The 21,562-nt window shown below is 53.9% G+C and carries 23 protein-coding genes and 2 pseudogenes; 22 read left to right on the forward strand and 3 right to left on the reverse strand.

Features of this window, described 5'->3' with window-relative positions; genetic code table 11:
* Positions 1 to 4 precede the first annotated feature (4 nt).
* The 4 genes and pseudogenes from D882_RS0107320 to D882_RS0107335 form a co-directional block, all read left to right on the forward strand.
* Entirely contained in the window at positions 5 to 628 is a 624-nt protein-coding gene (locus D882_RS0107320; protein ID WP_027922624.1) for an FMN-dependent NADH-azoreductase, read from the forward strand.
* Positions 619 to 1,095, forward strand: coding sequence for a pyridoxamine 5'-phosphate oxidase family protein (locus D882_RS0107325; RefSeq protein WP_256218328.1), 477 nt, complete (start codon positions 619 to 621; stop codon positions 1,093 to 1,095). The genes D882_RS0107320 and D882_RS0107325 overlap by 10 nt, the downstream gene beginning before the upstream one ends.
* Positions 1,096 to 1,371: 276 nt before the next feature.
* On the forward strand, positions 1,372 to 1,821 hold the full coding sequence (locus D882_RS0107330) for a GNAT family N-acetyltransferase (RefSeq protein WP_027922626.1): 450 nt from the start codon (positions 1,372 to 1,374) through the stop codon (positions 1,819 to 1,821).
* Positions 1,822 to 1,890: 69 nt separating this feature from the next.
* Positions 1,891 to 2,081, forward strand: a pseudogene (locus D882_RS0107335) (hypothetical protein); the annotation flags it as partial.
* A 75-nt stretch (positions 2,082 to 2,156) separates the two neighbouring features.
* Here D882_RS0107335 and D882_RS1000000133485 read toward each other — a convergent pair.
* The 3 genes and pseudogenes from D882_RS1000000133485 to D882_RS0107345 form a co-directional block, all read right to left on the reverse strand.
* Positions 2,157 to 2,891, reverse strand: coding sequence for a methyl-accepting chemotaxis protein (locus tag D882_RS1000000133485; RefSeq protein ID WP_371258940.1), 735 nt, complete (start codon positions 2,889 to 2,891; stop codon positions 2,157 to 2,159).
* A gap of 123 nt (positions 2,892 to 3,014) precedes the next feature.
* Positions 3,015 to 3,731, reverse strand: a pseudogene (locus D882_RS1000000133490) (cache domain-containing protein); the annotation flags it as partial.
* A gap of 138 nt (positions 3,732 to 3,869) precedes the next feature.
* Positions 3,870 to 4,520, reverse strand: a complete 651-nt coding sequence (locus D882_RS0107345) for a flavin reductase family protein (RefSeq protein ID WP_027922629.1) — start codon at positions 4,518 to 4,520, stop codon at positions 3,870 to 3,872.
* Positions 4,521 to 4,966: 446 nt separating this feature from the next.
* Between D882_RS0107345 and D882_RS0107350 the strand changes: the two genes are divergently transcribed.
* From D882_RS0107350 to D882_RS0107435, 18 genes are all read left to right on the forward strand, one after another.
* Entirely contained in the window at positions 4,967 to 5,515 is a 549-nt protein-coding gene (locus D882_RS0107350) for a DUF4863 family protein (protein WP_032833454.1), read from the forward strand.
* 46 nt (positions 5,516 to 5,561) lie between these two features.
* The gene (locus tag D882_RS0107355) at positions 5,562 to 6,722 is read left to right on the forward strand and encodes an ABC transporter substrate-binding protein (RefSeq protein WP_027922631.1); all 1,161 of its coding nucleotides are present in this window, start codon (positions 5,562 to 5,564) and stop codon (positions 6,720 to 6,722) included.
* Positions 6,723 to 6,794: 72 nt separating this feature from the next.
* Complete coding sequence (locus tag D882_RS01000000130875; protein WP_032833455.1) at positions 6,795 to 7,388, forward strand: NADPH-dependent FMN reductase; 594 nt, start codon at positions 6,795 to 6,797, stop codon at positions 7,386 to 7,388.
* Between the two features lie 8 nt (positions 7,389 to 7,396).
* Positions 7,397 to 8,302, forward strand: coding sequence for a branched-chain amino acid ABC transporter permease (locus D882_RS0107365; protein ID WP_218186570.1), 906 nt, complete (start codon positions 7,397 to 7,399; stop codon positions 8,300 to 8,302).
* Between the two features lie 4 nt (positions 8,303 to 8,306).
* Positions 8,307 to 9,260 (forward strand): branched-chain amino acid ABC transporter permease, encoded by a 954-nt coding sequence (locus D882_RS0107370; RefSeq protein ID WP_032833456.1) that lies wholly within the window; start codon positions 8,307 to 8,309, stop codon positions 9,258 to 9,260.
* The gene (locus D882_RS0107375; protein ID WP_027922634.1) at positions 9,257 to 10,009 is read left to right on the forward strand and encodes an ABC transporter ATP-binding protein; all 753 of its coding nucleotides are present in this window, start codon (positions 9,257 to 9,259) and stop codon (positions 10,007 to 10,009) included. Before D882_RS0107370 ends, D882_RS0107375 begins: the two co-directional genes overlap by 4 nt.
* Positions 10,006 to 10,716 carry an ABC transporter ATP-binding protein gene (locus tag D882_RS0107380; protein WP_027922635.1) on the forward strand — a complete coding sequence of 237 codons (711 nt, stop codon included), beginning with the start codon at positions 10,006 to 10,008 and terminating at the stop codon, positions 10,714 to 10,716. The genes D882_RS0107375 and D882_RS0107380 overlap by 4 nt, the downstream gene beginning before the upstream one ends.
* 176 nt (positions 10,717 to 10,892) lie before the next feature.
* A complete protein-coding gene (locus tag D882_RS0107385) occupies positions 10,893 to 12,386 on the forward strand; it encodes a 2-hydroxymuconic semialdehyde dehydrogenase (protein WP_027922636.1) in 1,494 nt (497 codons plus the stop codon).
* Positions 12,387 to 12,396: 10 nt separating this feature from the next.
* Entirely contained in the window at positions 12,397 to 12,789 is a 393-nt protein-coding gene (locus D882_RS01000000130880) for a RidA family protein (protein WP_081743920.1), read from the forward strand.
* Between the two features lie 10 nt (positions 12,790 to 12,799).
* Complete coding sequence (locus D882_RS0107395; protein ID WP_027922638.1) at positions 12,800 to 13,591, forward strand: 2-keto-4-pentenoate hydratase; 792 nt, start codon at positions 12,800 to 12,802, stop codon at positions 13,589 to 13,591.
* A 6-nt stretch (positions 13,592 to 13,597) separates the two neighbouring features.
* Positions 13,598 to 14,560 (forward strand): acetaldehyde dehydrogenase (acetylating), encoded by a 963-nt coding sequence (locus tag D882_RS0107400; protein WP_027922639.1) that lies wholly within the window; start codon positions 13,598 to 13,600, stop codon positions 14,558 to 14,560.
* Positions 14,547 to 15,581 (forward strand): 4-hydroxy-2-oxovalerate aldolase, encoded by a 1,035-nt coding sequence (gene dmpG / locus D882_RS0107405; protein WP_177327596.1) that lies wholly within the window; start codon positions 14,547 to 14,549, stop codon positions 15,579 to 15,581. The genes D882_RS0107400 and dmpG overlap by 14 nt, the downstream gene beginning before the upstream one ends.
* Positions 15,578 to 16,357 (forward strand): 2-keto-4-pentenoate hydratase, encoded by a 780-nt coding sequence (locus D882_RS0107410; RefSeq protein ID WP_027922641.1) that lies wholly within the window; start codon positions 15,578 to 15,580, stop codon positions 16,355 to 16,357. Before dmpG ends, D882_RS0107410 begins: the two co-directional genes overlap by 4 nt.
* Positions 16,354 to 16,770, forward strand: coding sequence for a RidA family protein (locus D882_RS0107415; RefSeq protein ID WP_027922642.1), 417 nt, complete (start codon positions 16,354 to 16,356; stop codon positions 16,768 to 16,770). The genes D882_RS0107410 and D882_RS0107415 overlap by 4 nt, the downstream gene beginning before the upstream one ends.
* A 16-nt stretch (positions 16,771 to 16,786) precedes the next feature.
* Positions 16,787 to 17,329: a 3-hydroxyanthranilate 3,4-dioxygenase gene (locus tag D882_RS0107420; RefSeq protein WP_027922643.1), complete on the forward strand. Its 543-nt coding sequence runs from the start codon at positions 16,787 to 16,789 to the stop codon at positions 17,327 to 17,329.
* A complete protein-coding gene (locus D882_RS0107425) occupies positions 17,326 to 18,330 on the forward strand; it encodes an amidohydrolase family protein (RefSeq protein ID WP_256218330.1) in 1,005 nt (334 codons plus the stop codon). Before D882_RS0107420 ends, D882_RS0107425 begins: the two co-directional genes overlap by 4 nt.
* Before the next feature lie 263 nt (positions 18,331 to 18,593).
* Positions 18,594 to 19,553 carry a LysR family transcriptional regulator gene (locus tag D882_RS0107430; RefSeq protein WP_027922645.1) on the forward strand — a complete coding sequence of 320 codons (960 nt, stop codon included), beginning with the start codon at positions 18,594 to 18,596 and terminating at the stop codon, positions 19,551 to 19,553.
* A 392-nt stretch (positions 19,554 to 19,945) separates the two neighbouring features.
* Positions 19,946 to 21,187, forward strand: a complete 1,242-nt coding sequence (locus D882_RS0107435) for an OprD family porin (protein ID WP_027922646.1) — start codon at positions 19,946 to 19,948, stop codon at positions 21,185 to 21,187.
* Positions 21,188 to 21,562: the final 375 nt, after the last annotated feature.

The raw sequence follows: 21,562 nt of genomic DNA on the forward strand, positions 1-21,562 counted from the left end.
TCACATGAACATCCTCCATATTGATTGCAGCTCGCGTCCAGAATCGCAAAGCCGCCAGCTTTCAGCGGCCATCGTCAATAAGCTCCTTGAAATTGTGCCCGGCGCACGAATTACCCGACGAGACTTTGCAGATTCCCCCTTGCCGCACGCTTCGGCTGACTACGCGATCGCCCTGTCAACGCCGGCTACATTGGCAGCCCCGCCGCGGGGTTCGCTGGAGCTTTCCGAGGTACTTATCCAGGAAGTCGAGGCAGCGGATGTGATTGTTATCGGAACGCCCATGAACAACTTAACCGTTCCGTCGGTGCTCAAGGCATGGATCGACCAAATTCTTCGTGCCGGTCGCACGTTCAAGTCGACACCGGCCGGGAAGGTGGGAATGCTCCAGGATCGTCCGGTGTTTATAGGTATCGCTTCCGGTGGCGTTTTTACCGGCGATCGAGCCAATCAACCAGATTTTCTCACTCCGTATCTGTCGGTGGTGCTGGACTGCGTTGGGCTGAAAACTCTGCAATTTCTCTCTGTGCAGGCGACCGCGTTTCTCGATCGGGACCAAGCCACACTAGCAAGGGAAGAAGCGTTGGCAACAATCGACTTCACGGTCATGCAAGAGGTTAGATGTTCATGATTGAAATTACGGCTGACATGGAGACGATCATCAAGCAGGCAATATTGTCGTTTGTCGCGACAGTCAACGAAGACGGATCACCCAGTGTTTCACCGAAGGCGTCGTTGACGGTCGTGAATGGTGTTCTTTACTTCGTCGATATCGCATCGCCCCGGACGGTACTGAACCTGAGGCTCAATCCTGCAATAGAAATTAATGTAGTCGACATCTTCCAGAGGCGCGGTTATAGATTTAAGGGTTGTGCATTGATACTTCGGCCAAACGAAGAGGAGTTTTTAGTGGTCGCGAACTGGGTTCGGGCGGTGAACGGCCCGGAATACCCGGTCAATCACGTTGTCAAAATCGAAACCACGTCGATTACACCGTTATTGTCTCCGGCCCATGCCTTCGCAGATCCACCTCGAAACCAGGATGAAATCAGGAGTACCTATTTAAAAAAGTATGGTGTGAAACCAATCACAGACTAAGCGCTGCGCTGAAATAAACATGCGTTGCCATCAAGTTGGGCCAAGAGGACGTCTGTCAAAGGTATGAGATACGTAAAGGGTTACAAGACTTGCGTTGTGCAAGCTTTGTGGTCATCTGGTTGGGCCGCTCGTTGCCCCTCTTTTCGGCTGTCGAATTGACGCTGAGCGGATTGTCTGCACAGATCATTTCGATTGTCAGTTGGAGGTGTCGGACCACCTCTTCGTACACGCCTCTATGAAGGAGCGGGGCGGCCAACTAAATTTCGGGAGCACTCTATGCAATCAATTGAGATCATAGCCATTAATGACAACAATTTTGATATCTGGCTTCCACTATGGAAAAGCTATCAGCAATTTTACGAAGTAGATATCCCTGAAGCCGTGACGCTAAACACTTGGGCGCGCTTCTTGGACCCAATGGAGCCGATGTTCGCTGCGCTTGCCATGGTGGGTGAACAAGCATCAGGTTTAGTGCATTCGATCTACCATCGATCTGCGTGGGCATTGAGTGACCACTGTTATCTCCAGGACTTGTTTGTTGCAGACTGCGCGCGTGGTAACGGCATTGGGCGGGCGTTGATCGAGCATGTCTATGCGGATGCTAGGCGTCGCGGAGCGTCTCGTGTGCACTGGCTTACACACGAATCCAACCACAATGCTATGAAGCTCTATGACCGCATCGCCGATCGTTCAAGTTTCATCCAGTACCGAAAATTAATAGTCTAACGCGCTAGTGCAGGTTAGTACTCAGGGCTCGTTCGGTGCATCTATATTCTCTATGACGCAGGGTGTGCGTCTGTATGGCTGCTAGTCCGCACCGTTACCGCAGGCTCATCAAGCTGTTCGTCGCCAACCCCGCGATCGGTTTCCTTGCGCGGGCCAAGAAGTACGGCGACGCCCTGGCCAACTGTCAAGTGCTCGCACCGGCAAACTGTATTGAGCAGATGCAGCATGTGATCTACAACACCTACGCCGAAGCGACACTCCCCGATTACGATGCTTGCGTCGAGCACATGCAAACCAATGCTAAGGTTTTTGACGTGTCACGAAGTCAGGCCTGTCTAAACGCAAAAACGACCTAATAACCGATTCAAATCCGCGGCCAACGTGCCTAGATGCCGACTGTCCGCACTGGATCGGTCGGCCAGCAGGGCTCCGTCGTGCGCCAATCCAGCCGCCTGAGTTACGTTCTTATTGATTTCATCGACCACATGGGATTGCTGCAACGTTGCGCTGGCGATGGAGGCATTCAGGCCACTGATGTTGCGCAGCGATTCGGTTATCTGTCTCAAGTTCTTTCCTGCATGGCGGGCCTGGCCAACGGTCTTCTGCGACGCCGCACTGCTAGCGTTGATGACGCTGACCGCTGCCTGGGAGTTGCCTTGCAAGCGTTCGATCATGGTCTGGATCTCAGCCGTCGACGTTTGGGTGCGTTGGGACAGCATTCGAACTTCGTCGGCAACGACAGCAAAACCTCGACCTTGCTCCCCAGCCCGCGCCGCTTCGATCGCTGCGTTCAGGGCCAGCAGATTGGTTTGCTCGGCAATGGCTCGAATGACTTCCAATACGCGACCAATCTGTGAGCTTTCTTGGTTAACCCCCTGGATGACGACCACAGCCTGCTCGATCGTTTCCGACAACTGATCGATCTGGAACAAGCTGGCTTCGATGCTTTGCTGGCCCTGTAAAGCTTGCTCTTCGGCTTGGCGTACCTCGCTGGCCGCATGTTCTGCGTTTTTGGCAACATCTTGCACAGCGTAGGAGACTTCGTTGATGGCTGTCGCCACTTGCTCCATCTGCTGCGATTGCTGCCGGCTTTGTAATTCGCCGGTGCTGGCCACTTGGCTAAGGGACAGAGAGGCGTGATCCAGTGCACCGGCAACATGACGGGACTGGCCGATGACACCATTGAGATGGCCGATGAAGGCATTGAAGTGCCGGCCCAACGCGGTCAACTCGTCACGCCCTTTATTGTCCAAGGTATGGGTCAGGTTCGCCTCACCGATCGCGATGTTGGCCATGGCATCGACCACAGCATCCAATGGCCGGACGATGCTGCGGGTAATCAGGGTCACCAGCGTAGCCAGTATGATTCCCACGACGGCCAAAATGCTCAAGGCATTGAGAACTTTTTCCCGAAACTCGACCCGCACATCGTCGACATAGATGCCGGAAGTGATGATCCAACCCCACGGTTCAAACAGCTCGACATACGCAAGTTTGGGCAACGGTTCTTCCGAGCCAGGCTTGGGCCAGTAATACTCGACCTTTCCAGAGCCACTGCGTTTGGCCAATTCCACCATTTCGCGGATATACAGTTTTCCACTCGGATCTTTGGCGCCGAGCATGTCCGATCCCTGGAGCTTCGGATTGGTCGGGTGCATGACCATGGTGCCGTGAAAATCCAGGAGTGCAAAGTAATCCGTCTGGTTGTAGCGAAGGCCATTGACTATCGCACTTGCTTGCTTCTGCGCTTCTTCACGGCTCAATTCGCCTGCACGCTCCTTACCTTGGTAGTAGCGCAAGATGCCGCTCACGGTTTCTACCACATGGTGAGTTTTCAGCGTCTTGGCATTGAAAAGATCATTATGAGTCTGGTTGAGCATCAAGGCTGACAACGTCGCCAGCATCAGCATGGACGTTAACAGAATCAACCATAAGCGGCGGCTGATAGGTAAATTGCGCAAACTGATCACCGAAAACTGCTCCTTCCTTATTGTTACGTGCCTCCAACTAAAAGTAGAAATAAACAGAAGTTGAAGGGTGGTCCCAGATTATTCTCTCGGTTTCCCCGCCGAAGGTAGAAAGGTTGGTACCGTCAGGCGTACTCGATCTGTTGTACGACAATAATTCGGCCCTCCGAGGCGGCCATAAGGCTGGAACTGATCCACGCGCACTCTAAGTTTTTCTTCGTCAATCAAATCTTCCCGAAAGTACATCGCGACGATTTCACCGAACACGATCGAACGCTGTTTCGAGAACTCGAGGATTTTGTATAGTTTGCATTCCCAGGCGATGGGAGCGTCTGTAATACGAGGGACGTCAATTGTCGTCGAGGGTGTCAAGTCGAAACCGACAGCGTCGGCTTCCGAAATATGCGAAGGGTAGTCGCTTCCGCACAACACCATTCTTTCGGCAAGGCTTTCGTCGACCATGTTGACGACGAATTGCTCGCGCTCAATGATATTTTTAAGGGTGTCTTTTTTTTCACCAGGCCGGTGACTTTCTTCACCGTAATGGTCGACCGCTATGACAAATAGCGGAGGATCTTCTCCCATATAGTTGAACGCACTATAGGGCGCGGCGTTGCACAAGCCCTCACTGTTCAGACTTGTTACCAACGCGATGGGACGAGGTCCTACGCTTCCGGTGATCAACCAGTACTTCTGTATGTTTGTCAGTTCTGACATGGCTATGTGCGTCATGCTTGTCTCCGGTGTGGCGCTCTGCGCTTCACGATCAGCGTTTTATTGTAGGGGCGGACGAACCAGGTTGGTTGAATGTTATCCCGTGAGCTTTTTTCGCACCAATTAGAATGCGTACACCAGGTATAGCTATTGGTAATACAAGGGCGATAATCGAACGGATTTTGAATTGCAAACAAAGCTGTGATCAACCATCGCTATTTGCACTATTTAATCGCGTATTGAAGCGTATTGAAGCGTATTGAAGCGCATTGATCGTTTTTAGTGCGCCGAACACCTCAGGTATAACCACTGGTAATGGTCAATCGCGACATCTTGAATTGTCCTGGTTATTTTTCCGCCATAGACTCGATTTCGTCAGGCTATCTATCTGTTTTGTCTTCGAGTCTCCTGCTTGGTGGTTGATCGATGACTGGGTTATTTCCCTACTTTTGCAAGGAGTCAGTATGTCCAATGCCCCGATTGCACAGGCCGGTGTACAGGAGAAAGGCGATGTCCTGCCGTCCGGTCCGAACAAGCCTGAAATGATGACGGCAGTTGAATCGTTACTGTCATTTCTCAAGGGTAAACCTCTGGATAAGCAATTGGAAATGGAGCTCAACGCGCGGTTTGGGGCAGGCTCCGAGGTGTACTTGAATCTTTTGCGGCTGCTGCGTCTTGGCATTGATGAAGGATGGGCCTGCTATGCGCAGATCGATGGTCCGGACTATCGGCGTGGTCAGTTAGCCAAGGCGACTGACACAGCCATCGGCTATAGCGTAGAGACCGGCATGTTGAAAAACGTGATGGGTAATTACCACCTGCACCCCCAGGGCGAGATCAACATGATTGGCCCGGTAGATGACGGTGCGACGTTCTGTGGCAGCGGTGCCGGCTGGAAGGTCTTTGAGCCCAACAGCCAGCATTACCCGACTGTCAGAGGTGGCAAGGTCACGATGCTGTTCTTTCTTCCCGGTGGAGAAATAAAATATATCGATCCTCCTGCCGCTATGTAACCGCTTTATTTAACTGCCTTAATAAATCATATAAGAAGGATAGGTGATGAATAAGCTCGCGACATTTGTTCTGCTTTCGGCCTTGACCTTGTCTGCTCAAGCGCAAGAAAGTGTGAAAATCGGTTTCATCAGTACGCTGTCCGGGCCTATTGCCGGTTTTGGCGTTGAAATTCGTGATGGCTTCAAACTCGCCCTCAAGAATAACCAGAACAAAATCGGCGGGTTGCCAGTTGAAGTTGTGGAGGGCGATGATCAGGCCAGTCCCGATGTCGGGAAACAATTGGCAGACAAGATGATCAAACGCGACAAAGTCGACTTCCTCACCGGCATTGTCTACTCGAACGTCATGCTCGCGGTGGGTCCTTCGGCTTTCGCATCCAAAACGTTTTATATCAGTGCAGCCGCAGGGCCGGCAGCGTTCGCGGGCGAGCGTTGCAATAAATACTTCTTTGGACTGGCCTGGCAGAACGACGGGCAGAGTGAGGCTGCGGGCAGTTACCTGACCAGCAAAAATTTCAAGAAGGTCTTCATTCTCGCGCCCAATTACACCGGTGGGAAGGAGAACTTGGAAGGGTTCAAGCGTTTCTTTAAAGGTGATGTGAGCGCAGAAGTCTATGTGAAGTTGGGGCAGCTGGATTTTGCTTCGGAGCTGGCACAGATTCGCGCCGCCAAACCGGACGCCGTGTTCTACTTCTTACCCAGTGGTATGAGCATCAACTTCATCAAGCAATATGTCGGCGCCGGTCTTGATAAAGAGATTCCTTACTTCTCGACTGGGCACTCCGCGGATCAGGACGTGGTTAGCGCGGTCGGTGAGCAAGCGGTGGGACTGAAAAACGCATCACACTGGGCTTGGGATCTGAAAAACCCACAAAACGAAGCGTTTGTTGCAGACTTCAAGAAAACCTACGGCCGTGTTCCGACCATGTATGCCTTCCAGGGTTATGACGTGGTGCGTCTGCTCGATAGCGCGGTGAAAGACGTAAAAGGAAACTTGTCAGATAAGGACGCGCTGCACACCGCATTGATGAATACCGATTTCAAATCGTTGCGCGGTTCGTTCAAGTTCAACACAAATCAATTTCCGAGGGATACGTTCTACCTGCGAGAAGTTCAGAAAGATTCTGCAGGAGAGATCAGCAACAAAACTATCGCGACTATTTTCGATAATCACCCCGATGCCTATATAGGTGCTTGCAAACTCTAGACTGTTTTGTAGAGCCAGACGCTATCACTGATTCCTCAATAAGTATGTTTTTGACTGAGCGGGAAGATTCACATGAAACCAATAATTAAAATATTGGCGTTTTCCGGTAGCACCCGAAAAGCCTCGCTGAACCTCAAGTTACTGAATCATGCCGTTGCCGCCGCGAAAGAGCACGGCGCGCACGTCACACACATTGATTTACGCGAATTCCCGTTACCTATTTACGACGGTGACCTTGAAGCAGCGTCGGGCGTACCGCGAAACGCCATGAGTCTGCGTGAATTGCTATTGGCACACGATGGGTTGCTGATCGCTTCACCGGAGTACAACGGCTCGGTGACCGCGCTGTTGAAGAACACTTTGGACTGGTGTTCCCGTCCGGCGGATGGCATTGATGGTCTAGTGCCGTTTCGCGGCAAGGCAGTGGGTTTGATGGCGGCTTCGCTGAGCCCGTTCGGCGGGTTGCGGGGAATCATCGATTTACGCGGGATCATGGCGAAAATGGGTGCCGTAGTATTGGCTGAAGATGTCGCGCTTCCATCCGCCCAAAACGCGTTCGACGCGGATGATTCGTTTGTCGATCCCAACATCGGCAAGCTAGTCCATCAGTTCGCGGCAAACCTCATCGGCCTGAGCGCGAAACTGCATCCGGAAATCGAGAAATGAGCACACTAATGATCGAAGAAGCACTGAACGGATTACAGTTCGGACTCATGCTTTTTCTGCTCGCGGCAGGATTGACACTGGTGTTCGGGATCATGGACATGATCAATCTGGCCCACGGTTCGCTGTACATGATTGGCGCCTACTTGACCGCAACAGTTGCTGATGCGACGGGCTCCTATTTTATTGGCGTGGCGGTGGCTCTGGTGGCCACGGCGATCATCGGCATGGTGCTGGAGGTGAGTCTCTTTCGAAGGCTGTACCGGCGAGATCATTTGTCTCAGGTGTTGGCGACTTTTGCACTGATTCTGATCTGCAATGAATCGGTACGGATGATCTGGGGCGTGCAGCCGATTCCACTCAATACACCGGCCGCTTTTTCTCGCCCTGTTGAGTTGCTGCCTGGCCTGCACTATCCCGCGCAACGCCTGTTGATCATCGGCGTAGGGTTGGTGGTCGCGCTGTCGATGTATTTCCTTGTGGCGAAAACCAAAGTGGGTATGTGGGTCCGCGCAGGGGCGTCAAATCGGGAAATGGCGACGAGCATGGGAGTGAACATCAAATGGTTGTTCACCGTCGTGTTCGGTGTCGGGGCTGCGCTGTGTGCGCTGGCGGGCGCAATGCTCGGACCGTTACTGGCAGTGCAGGTCGGGATGGGCGAAAGCATCTTGATCCTGGCCTTCGTGGTGGTGGTTATTGGCGGAATAGGGTCGATTCGGGGCGCGTTTGTCGGCGCGCTGCTGATCGGTGCGGTCGATACTTTGAGTCGGTCTCTGCTCCCGTTGTTGCTGAGCAAGTTTCTATCGCCTGCGGTGACCTCATCGATTGGAGCTGCCGTCGCTTCAATCATTATTTACGTCCTTATGGCTGCCGTTTTGTTCTGGAAGCCACAAGGCCTGTTTCCTGCTCGTGGGTGACCCTATGAACTCGACCCTCCACCACAGCATCCGGCTTGGCGTGGCAGCCGTCGTTTTGCTTCTCTTGCTGGCCTTGCCCTGGCTGGCCAATGCGTTTGATCAAACCTTCTACATGACGTTTGCAACGCGGATCATGATTTTTGCCTTGGCGGCGACCAGCCTCAATCTAGTGTTGGGATTCGGCGGCCTGGTGGCCTTCGGACACGCGGGCTTCTTCGGCATCGGTGCCTACACCATTGCCATCCTGATGGACATGGGCACCAGCTCCGCCTGGATCGCCTGGCCTGCAGCCGTCGCCATCAGCGCCTTCTGCGCGTTGATCATTGGGCTGATTTCCCTGCGTACCCGTGGTGTGTACTTCATCATGATCACGTTGTCGTTTGCCCAAATGCTGTATTACATCTTTCAATCGTTGACCGCATTCGGTGGCGATGACGGCATGTCCTTGGCTGGGCGTTCGACCCTCGCATTGGGGCCAGATCTTTCGTCCGATATCGGCTTTTACTACGTGGTGTTGTTCATCAGCGTGGCGGTGATGTTCGCGATGCAGCGCGCGGTCAACGCTCGATTCGGACGGGTGCTGCAGTCAATTCGGGAAAACGAATCGCGGATGGAATCGATTGGTTATCCGGTGTTTCGATTCAAGCTGATGGCCTTCACGTTGTCCGGCGCACTGGCAGGTCTGGCGGGCGCATTAGTGGCCAATCAGAATGGCTTCATCAGCCCCAACCTCATGTTGTGGACTCAGTCCGGAACGCTGATGGTGATGGTGATCATGGGCGGGGTCGGCTATTTGTATGGGGGTGTCTTCGGTGCGGCAGCGCTGCTGATCCTGGAGGAGCTGCTGTCCAACTATACGATTCACTGGCAATTGCCCCTGGGTGCCATTCTGTTGGTGGTCGTGTTGTTTGCCCAGACGGGTATTGTCGGACTGTTCAACAGGAAGGTGTCGCCATGAACCCGCCACTCCTGGAAATCCGTAATCTGGTTAAGCGCTTCGGCGGGTTGGTCGCGACCAACGGCGCCAACCTGTCCGTCCATAAAGGCGAAGTGCACGCACTGATCGGTCCCAACGGTGCCGGTAAAACCACGCTGATCCATCAAATATCCGGTGCGCTGGAATCTGATGAGGGGACGATGGTGTTCGATGGCGTCAACATCCTGGGCATGTCGATGCACAAACGCGTCGCTGCCGGGTTGGCGCGCTCCTATCAGATCACCAGTATTTTTAAAAAACTGACGGTGCTGGATAACGTTGCCTTGGCGGTGCAGGCACGCAGTGGCAGCAGCTTTCGGTTTTGGCGGGCGGCGATTTCCGAAGCTGCAATTTTCAACGAAGCCAACGAGATTCTCGAGCAGGTCGGCCTCGGATCGAAGGCCAGAGTTATCGCAGGCAGTCTGGCACATGGCGAGCAACGGCAGCTGGAGTTGGGTATCACGCTGGGCACTCGACCCAAACTGCTATTGCTCGACGAACCCATGGCCGGCATGGGGCCTGAAGATTCGGAAAAAATGGTGGAGTTGCTTTCGGCGCTCAAGGGCCAATCGACCGTGCTGCTGATTGAGCACGATATGGCCGCGGTGTTCCGGCTTGCCGATCGCATGTCCGCGCTGGTCTACGGGCAAGTCATTGCCTCGGGTATACCGTGCGAAGTGCGCGCAAACCCTGAAGTCAAACGAGCCTACCTGGGCGAGGAGACGGTATGAGTGCGATCCTTGAAGTCACCGATGTTGAAACCGCTTATGGCGAAAGCCAAGTGCTGTTCGGCGTGAGTTTACAGATCAAGGAAGGGGAGGTGTCTACCTTGCTCGGGCGCAACGGGATGGGCAAAACCACCAGTGTACGGTCGATTTTGGGGCTGACGCCTATCAACTCGGGATCGATCCGGTTTCGCGGCGAACTGATTGACCGCAAATCCGCAGATGTCATCGGTCGCAAGGGCATTGCCGTGGTACCAGAGGGGCGCCATATATTTCCCAACCTAACCGTGAAAGAAAACCTGGTGGCTTTTGCCTGCAACCGAAACAAGTCATCAGCGCCCTGGACGCTGGACAAGGTCTACGACTTCTTTCCGCGACTGGCCGAACGCGAACGAAATATGGGTGCACAGTTATCGGGCGGCGAACAGCAAATGCTGGCCATCGGTCGTGCGCTGATGACCAACCCTCATCTGCTGATTTTGGACGAAGCGACAGAAGGCCTGGCGCCGCTGATCCGGGATGAGATATGGGCGTGCCTTCACGCATTGAAAAAGAGTGGGCAGACCGTGCTGGTCATCGACAAGTATGTCGAGAAGCTCATTGCGTTGGCGGATCACCACACAATCATCGAAAAAGGCAAAGTCGCCTGGCAGGGTTCCTCCAGAGAACTGAGCCTGGACCGAAACTTGTGGCAACGATATTTGGGCGTTTGATACCTCGATAGTTCTGTTTTGGCGGAGTAGGCCAGAGGGTTGCTCCTGGGCCTTCTTCGCCGTTTTTTTAGTTGGCTATTACTTTCACGAATAAAGGGTCGTGATCTTTTGAATTTTGCTTTTTACATACATCGATAAAATGAAGTCATCTTGCAACCCTATCAGAGCAGGAAACTATGAATACTTTACCGGCTTCATCGGCACACCTCGATACTTCCCGCAAGTTACTTAATTATATCGATGGTCACTTTGTTACTTCCGCATCAAGTTTTGCGAATATTAATCCGGTCAATGGCAAGCTCATTTCGGGTGTGTGCGAAGCGGATGCCAGGCAAGTCGACGACGCTGTCGTTGCTGCGCGGCGAGCGTTGAAAGGTCCGTGGGGAGATCTGAGCGTGCACGACCGTGCCGCGCTGATTCATAAAATTGCCGATGGCATTCAGGCTCGTTTCGACGAGTTCGTCGCAGCCGAAGTCGCGGACACTGGTCGCCCGGTTCATCAGGCGCGGACGCTCGATATTCCCCGTGCGATTGCCAACTTTCGGACCTTTGCCGACCTGGCGAAAACCTCTCATACCGACCTGTTTGAAATGTTGACGCCGGACGGTGCCAGTGCGCTCAATTACACCCTCCGTAAACCATTGGGTGTGGTGGGGGTGATTTCTCCCTGGAACTTGCCATTACTGCTGTTTACTTGGAAAGTTGCTCCTGCATTAGCGTGCGGCAATACCATTGTTGCAAAACCGTCCGAGGAATCCCCTTCTTCGGCAACTTTACTGGCTGAAGTCATGCATGACGCCGGTGTGCCGCCGGGCGTATTCAATTTGATTCACGGGTTCGGTAAAGACTCGGCCGGTGAGTTTCTGACCCGGCATCCCGGTATCAGCGCATTAACCTTTACCGGAGAATCCAAGACCGGTTCGACCATCATGAAAGCGGTGGCCGATGGCGTTAAGGAAGTGTCTTTCGAGCTGGGTGGGAAGAATGCTGCGGTCGTCTTTGCCGATGCGGATTTGGATGCGGCTATCGCTGGTGTATTGCGTTCATCGTTCACCAACTCAGGGCAAGTCTGCCTGTGCTCCGAGCGTGTGTATGTTCATAGGTCGATCTTCGACGAGTTTGTTTCGGGGCTCAAGGTTGAAGCGGAACGGTTGATCGTCGGTTATCCCGACCAGGAAGGCGTGAGCATGGGACCGCTTATTTCCCATGGTCATCGTGACAAGGTGCTGTCGTACTACCGCCTGGCAGTCGAGGAGGGTGCCACCGTCGTCAGCGGCGGCGGCATTCCCCAGTTTAACGACGAACGCGACCAGGGCGCCTACGTGCAGCCGACCATCTGGACGGGACTTTCGGACAAGGCACGCTGCATGACGGAAGAGATTTTCGGGCCGGTCTGCCACATCGCACCATTCGATGATGAAGATGAAGTCATTGCTCGCGTTAATGACAGTAACTACGGGCTCGCCTGCGCTATCTGGACCACTAATCTCTCACGTGCTCATCGCGTTTCGCGGCAAATCCATGTCGGACTGGTCTGGGTCAATACCTGGTACTTGCGGGATCTGCGCACGCCTTTCGGCGGAGTAAAACTGTCGGGTTTGGGACGTGAAGGCGGTCGTTTCTCGATGGATTTCTACTCCGACATCGCCAACGTCTGCATCAAGATCTAGGGGCACACGCATGCGACAGATCCTGCAATCGAGCGCCATTCCTGAGCCACGCTTTCACTATTCCCCCTGTGTCGCGATCGGCAGCACTTACCAGGTGTCAGGAATGATTGCGTTGGACCCGGTCACGGGGCGACTGGTCGAGGGTGGCCCCGGCGCGGAAACCCGTCGCATTCTAGACAACTTGAATCGCGCATTGGCCGATTACGGATTAACGCTGGACGACTTGCTCATCGCTCGTCTCTACACCACTCGCTTCGATGCTTTCGCCGAGATCAATGTGGCCTGGGAAACGTTTTTTCCGCAAGGCCAGGTACCGCCCGCGAGAACTAGTGTCGGGGTGAGTGCGCTGCCATTGGGAGCGAGTGTGGAAATCGAGTTTTCTTTCGTTAAATCATCACAGTGATCATGCAGCCATGAACAAGAATATTGAACTCGCCGCTACGCGGTTGTGGCAGGCGGAGTTGGACAGAGTCCCCTGTGAGCCCGTTCGGGATTTGATCGGTATCGACGATGTTGCACTGGCTTACGCGGTGCAACAATTCAACACCGAGCGCCGCCTTCAACAAGGCCTGCGTCCTGTGGGTCGCAAAATCGGCCTCACCTCAAAAATCGTCCAGCAGCAATTGGGCGTGGATCAACCGGATTTCGGCATGTTGTTCGCCGACATGTGCCTGGCCGATGGCGAGGACGTCGTACCCGGTCGCGTAATGCAAGCGAAGGTCGAAGCGGAGATCGCGCTGGTTATCGAGCGTCCGCTGAACTTTGGCAAACACACCATTGCCGACATTATCCGCGCGACGGCTTTCGCGCTTCCGGCGATCGAGATCGTGGGCAGCCGCGTAGCGAACTGGGACATCAGGCTCACCGACACCATTGCGGACAACGCCTCTAGCGGGCTGTTCGTGCTCGGCTCGCGTCCCGTCAAGCTGGAGGCCTTCGATGTCGTAGGTTGCGGCATGGTGATGGAGCGTCGTGGCGATCAGGTCAGCGTCGGCATGGGCGCCGCCTGCATGGGAAATCCGCTGCTGGCTGCCGTTTGGTTAGCTGACACCATGGCGCGCCTCGGTCAACCGCTGCAACCGGGCGACATCATCATGACCGGCGCGCTCGGCCCGATGGTCGCCGCCGCTTCCGGCGACATTTTCGAAGCCAATATTCAAGGGCTGGGTCGCGTTCGCGCCTCCTTCGCCCCTGCGCAGGAGTAACGACTCGTGGACCAGAACACTCGACTGAACGTTGCAATTATCGGCTCGGGCAACATCGGCACCGATCTGATGATCAAGGTCATGCGTAATTCCAGGCATCTGGCGATGGGCGCCATGGTCGGCATCGATGCGGCGTCCGATGGTTTGGCCCGTGCTGCGCGAATGGGTGTCACGACGACCCACGAAGGCATCGCCGGCCTGGTAAACCTGCCGGGATTCGACAGTATCCGCATCGTCTTCGATGCGACCTCGGCCGGTGCCCACGCCCGGCACAACGAAGTCTTGCAGCAGCACGGCATCAAAGTGATCGACCTGACACCCGCGGCCATTGGCCCCTACGTGGTGCCCGTGGTCAATCTGAAGGATCACCTGGCAAGTTCCAACATCAATATGGTCACTTGCGGTGGCCAGGCGACGATTCCGATCGTGCGTGCGATCTCGCGCGTGACCCGGGTTCGCTATGCGGAAATCGTCGCTTCGATCGCCAGCAAGTCCGCCGGCCCCGGCACCCGCGCCAACATCGACGAGTTCACCGAAACTACCTCACAGGCCATCGTCAGCGTCGGCGGTGCCGAACACGGTAAAGCGATCATTGTACTCAACCCCGCAGAGCCTCCGTTGATGATGCGCGACACTGTCCTGTGCCTGGCCGATGCCGAGGCCGACACCCATGTGATCCGACAATCGATCGTGCAAATGGTCGAAGAGGTCGCGATGTATGTGCCGGGTTATCGGATGAAACAAGACGTGCAGTTCGACACCATCCCCGCCGATCAACCAATCAACATTCCGGGGATTGGCCTTGTCTCGGGGATCAAAGTGTCAGTGTTCCTGGAAGTTGAGGGCGCGGCGCACTACTTGCCCGCTTACGCCGGAAATCTCGACATCATGACATCGGCCGCGCTCGCCGCTGCCGACCAGATTGCCGCCAACATGATTGCGGCAGGGCAGGGAGATCACCATGAGTAACGGCAAGAAAATATTCATTCAGGACGTCACTCTGCGCGACGGCATGCACGCGATTCGTCATCAGTATTCGCTTGATCAGGTGATCGCCATTGCCAAGGCGCTGGACCTGGCCAAGGTCGACAGTATCGAAGTGGCTCACGGCGACGGGCTCGCCGGTTCCAGTTTCAACTATGGCTTTGGTGCCCATAGCGATCTGGAGTGGATCGAAGCTACGGCGTCGGTGCTCACGCATGCCAAACTCGCAACGTTGCTGTTGCCGGGCATCGGCACCTTGCACGACTTGGACGCCGCATTCAAGGCGGGTGTACGCACGGTTCGGGTAGCGACCCATTGCACTGAAGCGGATATCTCCCGCCAGCACATCGAACATGCTCGTCAGCTGGGCATGGACACTGTCGGCTTTCTGATGATGTCGCACATGGCGACACCGCGGCAGCTCGCCGAACAAGCCAGACTGATGGAGAGCTACGGCGCTCAGTGCGTCTACGTGGTGGATTCTGGCGGTGCACTGTCGATGCAAGGGATCGCCGAACGCTTCAAGGCGTTCAAGGACATTCTTGACCCGGCAACCCAGACCGGCATGCACGCCCATCACAACCTTTCGTTGGGGGTCGCCAATTCGATCATTGCCATAGAGAACGGCTGTGATCGGGTCGATGCATCTCTGGCGGGCATGGGAGCCGGGGCCGGTAACGCACCGCTTGAAGTATTCATCGCGGCCATCGAGAAGTTGGGATGGAACCACGGCACTGACCTCTTCACGCTGATGGACGCCGCCGACGATCTGGTGCGTCCGCTGCAGGATCGCCCGGTGCGGGTGGATCGCGAAACCTTGGCGCTGGGTTATGCCGGCGTCTATTCGAGCTTTTTGCGCCACGCTGAAGCGGCATCCGTGCGTTACGGCGTCTCGGCCGTCGATATCCTCGTCGAGTTGGGCAATCGCCGAATGGTCGGTGGGCAGGAAGACATGATTGTCGATGTTGCGCTGGATCTGCTGAGCAAGACAGGGGGTGAGGTATGAGTACTCTGGATATTCGCGCCGTCTCGACAGCGCTCGATAACGCCGCGCGCCATCGAGAAGAAATCGACCCGCTAACGCCGGTCCATGGATTCACGCTCGATGACGCTTATCTTATCCAGCGGGCTTCTATCGCACTGCGCCATGAGCGCGGCGAAGTATCGGTCGGAATCAAGCTGGGCTTTACCAGTCGGGCGAAGATGATTCAGATGGGCGTCGACAGCCTGATCTGGGGGCTGCTCACCGACGCCATGGTGTATGAAGAAGGGGCCGTGATTGACCTGTCTGACTTCATTCACCCGCGTGCTGAACCAGAAGTGTGTTTCCTGACAAAGCGCGATATCGACCGTCCGCTGACGCTGCTCGAAGCCTCCTCCTACCTGGAAGGTGTTGCTCCGGCGATCGAGATCATTGACTCGCGCTACCGCAACTTCAAATTCACCCTGGAAGACGTAGTGGCGGATAACTGTTCTTCCGCCGGGCTTGTGATCGGCGCCATGTCACGCAACCTCACCGACCTGGCGAACCTTGGAGTGGCGTTGCGCTTCAACGGCAAGCCCATGCAGATGGGGAGCACTGGTGCAATTTTGGGTGATCCGATGCGCAGTGTCGTACAGGCCTCACGCCTGGCCGCACGTGCGGAAATGGTCCTGCCCGCCGGGTCGCTGATCATGGCGGGTGCCGCCACGGCCGCTCAAGCATTGGTCGCCGGCACGCATGTCAGTGCGGAAATCACGTCCCTGGGACGTGTCGAGTTCTACACGGGAGCACAGGAATGAGCACTGAAGCGAAACTGGTCAAGGGCAAAGCCCTGCCACGGGGCAAGTTCCCCCACATCAAGCGTGCCGGCGACTTTCTATTTGTATCCGGTACCAGTTCCCGTCGTCCGGACAATTCGCTGGTGGGCGCAGAAGTGGACGAGATGGGCACTACGCGCCTCGATATCGTTGCGCAAACCACAGCGGTCATAGAAAACATTCGGGACATTCTCGGCAGCGTCGGGGCAACGCTGGACGACGTGGCCGAGATATCGACGTACCTGGTCAACATGAACGACTTCGGGGGCTACAACGAAGTCTACGGTAAGTACTTTGATTATGACGGTCCGACCAGAACGACGGTCGCCGTGCACCAGTTACCGCATCCGCATCTGCTCATCGAAATCAAGGCTGTCGCCTATAAACCGTTGTGAAAAAAGGGGATTTATAATGTTTACGTTCGGTAAACCATTGAATTTTCAACGTTGGCTAGATGACCATTCCAACTTGTTGAAGCCGCCCGTGGGCAATCAACAAGTCTGGCAAGATGCCGACTTCATTGTAACCGTGGTCGGTGGGCCTAACTTTCGCACAGACTTTCATGATGACCCCATGGAAGAGTTCTTCTATCAGTTCAAGGGTAACGCTTACCTGAACATCATGGACCGTGGGCAACCGGATCGGATTGAACTGAAAGAAGGCGACATTTTTCTGTTGCCTCCTCACGTGCGGCATTCCCCCCAACGGCCTGAGCCAGACAGCCGCTGCCTGGTGATTGAGCGTCAGCGTCCGGAAGGCATTCTCGACGGCTTTGAATGGTACTGCCTGAATTGCAACGCTCTGGTTCATCGCTTCGAATTTCAACTGAAAAATATCGTCACAGATCTGCCGCCATTGTTCGATGTTTTTTACAAGAATGAGAGTTTGCGCAAGTGTTCGCAATGCGGCCAGATTCACCCGGGAAAAGCGGCAAAAGATGGAGATAAATCTTGAAGACGCCAAGGATCGACATGCACTCCCATTTCTTTCCACGTATTTCGCAGCAACAGGCCGCACAGTTCCACGTACAGCAAGCGCCCTGGCTGCAGGTTAGCGCTAAGGGCGACACCGGCTCGATCATGTTGGGGGAAAATGCTTTCCGTCCGGTGTACCAGGCACTGTGGGATCCGGCATTTCGCATTCAGGAGATGGATGCGCAGGGCGTGGACGTGCAAGTGACCTGCGCGACGCCGGTGATGTTCGGCTACACATGGGAAGCCAGAAAAGCCGGGCAATGGGCTGAGCGAATGAATGATCTGGCGCTGGAATTCGCGGCGCACGATCCGCAACGCCTCAAAGTGCTGGCGCAAGTACCTTTGCAAGACCTAGACCTGGCCTGCGCGGAAGCTTCCCGAGCGTTCACGGCGGGTCATTTGGGCGTACAAATCGGCAATCACATGGGCGACAAAGACCTCGATGACGCGACACTCGAAGCGTTCCTGATTCATTGCGCCAACGAACACATTCCGATTCTGGTTCACCCATGGGACATGATGGGGGGGCAGCGGATGAAGAAGTGGATGTTGCCATGGTTGGTCGCCATGCCTGCCGAGACGCAACTAGCCATTTTGTCCTTGATATTGTCCGGGGCTTTTGAACGTATTCCGAAATCGTTGAAGATTTGTTTCGGCCATGGCGGTGGCAGCTTCGCCTTTTTGCTGGGGCGCGTCGATAACGCTTGGAGACACCGCGATATCGTGCGCGAAGATTGTCCGCGTATGCCGTCTGAATACGTTGACAGATTTTTTGTCGACAGTGCGGTCTTCAATCCCGGTGCGCTTGAATTGTTGGTGAGTGTGATGGGCGAAGATCGTGTGATGTTAGGGTCCGACTACCCATTTCCCCTTGGAGAGCAAAAAATCGGCGATCTGATTCTCACCAGTAATCTTGAAGCGTCGGCTCAGCAAAAAATAATGTCAGGTAATGCCAGTCAGTTTTTTAATATCAATATTTAATAGCCGCTGTCGTTGGCTACTTGAACGTCGCTTTAAATGATCGCAGTAGAGAATATTTTTTGGGGCGAAATAGTAGCCTCGTTTTGCTTCAGCGCTATTTTGATTGATTGATATTTTTTGTATGTCGGATGGCACTGGCTGATATAAAAAATTATGACTATTTGGTCTGGTTTGCGTTCTATTCCTGAGGAGCAGATGAATCGTCGCGCTATACTGTTTTAAGCCTTCGGCGGCATCTGCATCGATCTTATGTCAGGAGTGTTATGGAATCACTACCCCTATCGGCCATTACCTTAAGCCGAAAGTTGAAATTCAATCAGCTCATGATATTTGAACTGGTACTTGAGTCAGGCTCTTTTGTCAGGGCTGCCAATACCATGGGCCTCACACAACCAGCGATAACCAAGGCGATCTACGACTTGGAGTCTTTTTTTGGCGGACCCTTGTTTGAACGTTCCAATAGAGGCGTCACGCCTACCGAATTCGGTGTCATGTTGGGGCGTCGCGTCAAGTCATTGATTGCCGAAACCCGCTACATGACGGAAGAGGTCAACGCTTTCCGTACCGGAGAGGCCGGCCACGTTATTGTCGGTACGCTTATTTCGGCGTCGGCCAAACTTTTACCTCGAACCATTGTGAAATTGCGCAAGGCCACTCCCGGTGTTTTGATCACCGTTCGCGAAGGAACCACAGCACAAATGTTTCCGGCCTTGGCGACGGGGGATCTGGATATCGTTGTGGGGCGGCTTCCGGAGCAGGAACTTCCGCTGACCCATGCTTTTCCGCTCAAGCACGAAGTGTTATTCGATGAGTCATTTTGTGCTGTGGTTGGCAAGGGGCATGCACTGATCGATCGAAAAGGCCTGAACGTCGAGGAACTGATGACGGAAGAATGGATCTTTCCGTTGCAAGAATCGCCGTCTTACAACGCTGTCGAAAAGTTTTTCCGAGACGCCGGCTTAGGGTTGCCGCCCCATCATGTCAATTCCCTTTCGACGTTGACCAATATCGGTTTGTTGCTGGAAACCGAGATGATTGCGTTGATGCCCCGCGCTGCAGCATTGCAGTTTGTTAAGGCCGGATTATTGAATATACTGGAAATGACGACTACTGCAAACTTTGGCCAGGTCGGATTTTCGATACGCGCTGACAAAGAAGTTAATCCCGCGTGCAAGAATTTCATAAGGTGCTTGCGTGAGGCAGCTAAGGGTATATTTGAATAAACGTGCCTCGATCATTGTTTGCAACGGCTTAATCATCCCATCGTCTCAGGTGGGATTTTTTTTGGCTTTTCAGTGTTGTATGGAGCGTCTGGTGGCGCCAGACACACCGCCTATTACTAATGGTAATGGACAGTGCATGTCTATTGATTGGCGTTTGTGTGATGTGTGCGTTAAAAAGAAAGTGTGTCTTGTTAACGCTTTATTAATTTAGATGCGAGGTCCAGATGTTCGCTGGCATTTCTGCATTATTTAAGTTTGCGAGCAAGTCATGCACCTAAGCAGCCATAAAAACAATGAATAGCTGTGGCCGAGTAGCACTATGCTGCGCGTATCACAATAATAAGTACTTCTGCCCCCTTTAAGCCAAACACTGACTTTTAACGGAGCGTATCATGCGCGTAAAAAAAATAAATACAGTGGTGTTGATAGCAACGATGGGAGCAATACAGCCCGTCATGGCGAGCCAGCAATCGGAAGCGACCGGTTTTGTTGAAGGATCAAAAGCTACAATCAATATCCGTAATATGTATATGAACCGTGACTTCCGACAGTCCAACGCCCCACAGAATTACGGTGAAGAGTGGGGTCAAGGTTTTATTGGCAACTTCCAGTCAGGTTTTACTCAAGGGACGTTGGGCTTCGGCCTCGACGTGTTGGGGCAGCTGGGCATAAAACTGGATACCGGTGATGGCCGTACAGGCGGTGGTACCGGGCTATTGGAGCGTGATAGCGACGGTGCGAAAGACAGCTACTCCAAACTCGGCGGTGCTCTCAAAGTTCAGTTTTCAAATAGTGTGTTGAAGTACGGTAACCAGTTGATGTCGCTACCGATTCTGTCGACCTCGGATGCAAGGTTATTGCCCGAATCTGCCACGGGCTTGTCGGTCACCAGTAATGAAATAAAAGACCTGACCTTTTCAACGGGGCATTTCACTGGGCTAAATAATCGTAATGATAGTAAACCCGACAGCGCCAGGCTGACCAGCCTGGATTACGCGGGTGGCGTGTACAAATTCAACGACCAGCTAACCGGCAGCTTGTTCTATCAAAAGGTCGATGATTACTGGCGGAAATACTACAGCAACATCAACTTCAATTTGCCATTTAGCAAAACGCAGGCCCTTAACTTTGATTTCAATATTTACGACACCGATAGTGTGGGCGAAGAGCGGGCAGGGGAGCTGGATAACCGAATCTGGAGTTTGGCAGCTGCATACACTTTTGGCGCGCATCGCTTCATGATCAGCCATCAGGAGGTTTCAGGCCGTGGCGATTACACCTACGGCATTGATGGCTTGAGCACGGTCTTTGTCAGCAACTCCGTGCAATACTCTGACTTCAACTACCAGGACGAAAAATCCTGGCAGGCACGTTATGACCTGAACCTCGCGCCTTACGGTGTCCCCGGTTTGACGTTCATGACCCGATACGTCAAGGGATACGGATTCGATACTGCAACTACCGATGATGGACATGCGTGGGAACGTGATATCGATGTCAAATACGTGGTACAGGAGGGCAGCGCCAAAAACCTCAGCTTCCGCGTGCGCAACGCTTCATATCGCAGTTCTGACCGAGGAGGAAAGTTAGATGAGGTTCGGCTCATCATTGAGTACCCGTTGAGCATTTTCTGATTTGCGGGCGGGGTTTCAGTTTTCAAGACGACGTCTACCCATCAACTTATTTAAAAAAACAGCTGGGTGTGAACAAACCAGGTCAAAAAGATTATGATCTTGATTGATCGCATTGGTCACTCGACTATTGTAAGAGGTGGTCATAGCGGCTGCGCTAGCAGCCGCATGGGAGTGCCACCGGATTTCCAGAACAGCAACTGATCCTTGATTTGATCCAGCTTGGAAAATGCGCGTTCAGGCGATCCGGAGTCGTCAGTACTTTGTAGACATCCGCTACCGGCACGCCATCGGCCATCAGCACAATTTCCAGATTGCCTTTTTTGGGCCTTGGCGCAGTGCACGTTTGCCTGGATACTTCTTTTGCTCCAGCAAACG

It is taken from the genome of Pseudomonas sp. URMO17WK12:I12 (assembly GCF_000514395.1).
Classification (GTDB): domain Bacteria; phylum Pseudomonadota; class Gammaproteobacteria; order Pseudomonadales; family Pseudomonadaceae; genus Aquipseudomonas; species Aquipseudomonas mucoides.